Origin of the sequence: Methylobacterium platani (genome assembly GCF_001653715.1) — a bacterium.
GTDB classification, from domain to species: Bacteria; Pseudomonadota; Alphaproteobacteria; order Rhizobiales; family Beijerinckiaceae; genus Methylobacterium; species Methylobacterium platani.
Genome location: NZ_LWHQ01000135.1, coordinates 402 through 2187 on the forward strand (window position 1 = coordinate 402; position 1786 = coordinate 2187).

The 1786-nt window shown below is 71.7% G+C and carries 2 protein-coding genes; both read left to right on the plus strand.

All coding sequences use genetic code 11. The features are described 5' to 3' along the window. On the plus strand, nt 1-955 hold a 955-nt coding region (locus A5481_RS31885), incomplete at its 5' end, for a type II and III secretion system protein family protein (protein ID WP_197514288.1). Between the two features lie 58 nt (nt 956-1013). Beyond that, nucleotides 1014-1730, plus strand: a complete 717-nt coding sequence (locus A5481_RS31890) for a CpaD family pilus assembly protein (RefSeq protein ID WP_048436086.1) — start codon at nt 1014-1016, stop codon at nt 1728-1730. The last annotated feature ends 56 nt before the right edge of the window (nt 1731-1786 follow it).

The following is a 1786-nucleotide window of genomic DNA, read 5'->3' on the forward strand; positions in this document are numbered from 1 at the left end:
CGGCGGGGCCGGGGGCGGCGCCCGCGGCGCGGTGATCAACAACCTGACGATCCGCGGCAAGGACCAGGTGATGCTGCGCGTCACCGTGGTCGAGGTGTCGCGCCAGGTGCTCAAGCAGTTCGGCGTCAACCTGAACGCCAACTGGAGCGCGATGAACTTCGTCAACGGCGTGCCGTTCCCGCTGACCGGCGGCTCGTTCCCGGCCGGCAACGACATCTCGGGCAAGATCAGCGCCGGCGGGTTCTCGCTGCAGGCGACCCTGCGCGCCTTCGAGCAGGCCGGCGTGTCGCGGATCCTCGCCGAGCCGACGCTGACGGCGATCTCCGGCGAGGCGGCGAACTTCACCGCCGGCGGCGAGATCCCGGTCCCGACCAGCCAGAGCTGCTCGGCGGTGCTGGCCTCGAACAGCTCGAGCTGCTCGGTCGGCATCGAGTACAAGCCCTACGGCGTGGCGCTGAACTTCACCCCGGTGGTCCAGTCCGAGAACCGGATCTCGCTCCGGATCGGCACCAACGTCACCGAGCTCGACCCGCAAGGGGCGATCCCGGTCTCGAACGGCAACAACACCATCTCGGTGCCGGGCCTGACGGTGCGCAAGTCCGAGACGACCGTCGAGCTGCCGTCGGGCGGGACGATGATGATCGCGGGCCTGATCCAGCAGCGCAACCGCCAGGCGATCAGCGGCCTGCCGGGAATGCTCAACCTGCCGGTCCTCGGCGCCCTGTTCCGCTCGCGCGACTACCAGCGCCAGGAGACGGAGCTGATGATCATGGTCACGCCCTACATCGCCAAGCCGATGGATCCGGCCCAGGTCCGCAAGCCGGACGACGGCTTCACCGAGGTCAGCGACAGCCAGTCGGTCCTGCTCGGCCGCTTCAACCGCCTCTACGGCGTGGTCGGCGCCCACCCCCTGGGGGCCGGCTATCGCGGCCGGGTCGGCTTCATCACCGACTGACGCCCGGGCCGCTCCCGAGACGACGCTGCCGAGACACCGTTCCCGAGACCCCGCCGCCATGATCCGCATCGCCCTCCGCCTGACGCTCCTTGCCGCCTCGGCCGGCCTCGCCGCCTGCGCCTCCCGGGGCCCGGTGACCACGGGCTCGACCTACCCGATGACGGTCCCCGAGCGGCACCCGATCGTGCTGTCGGATTCCCCGCGCAACCTCGACGTGTTCGTCACCGGGACCGGGCACATCGATCCGCGCCAGGCCGACGACGTCGACGGCTTCCTGACCGAGTACCGCCGCTACGGCCGCGGCGTGCTGGTGCTCGAGGTGCCGCGCGGCTCGCAGGTCGCCGGCGGGGCGGTGGGGCGCACCCTCGAGCGGCTGCGCGCCCGGGCGCTCGCCCGGGGCGTCGGCCCGCGCGAGATCGTCGTCGCCCCCTACCCCGTCGCCGACGCGGCGGTGAGCGCGCCGGTGCGCCTGAGCTTCCAGCGCATGCAGGCCAAGGTCGCGGGCGCCTGCGGGCTGTGGCCGCAGGATCTCGGCGTCACCAATGCCGGGTTCAACACCCGCAACGAGCCGTACTGGAACTTCGGCTGCGCGATGCAGTCCAACGTCGCGAGCCAGGTCGCCGATCCGGTCGACCTCGTGCGCGGCCGCCAGGAGGGCCGCATCGACACGGTGATCCGGACCCAGAACCTGATCGACCTGCGCACCGGAAAGGATCCGTCAACCACTTGGAAGCAGGATGGCCGCGCGAGCGTGAAGAACCAGGTGGCACAGTGATGAGGACGCGCCGGACGACAGTCGCCGCCGCGCCCGCGGCAGGGCGCGCCGCCCGG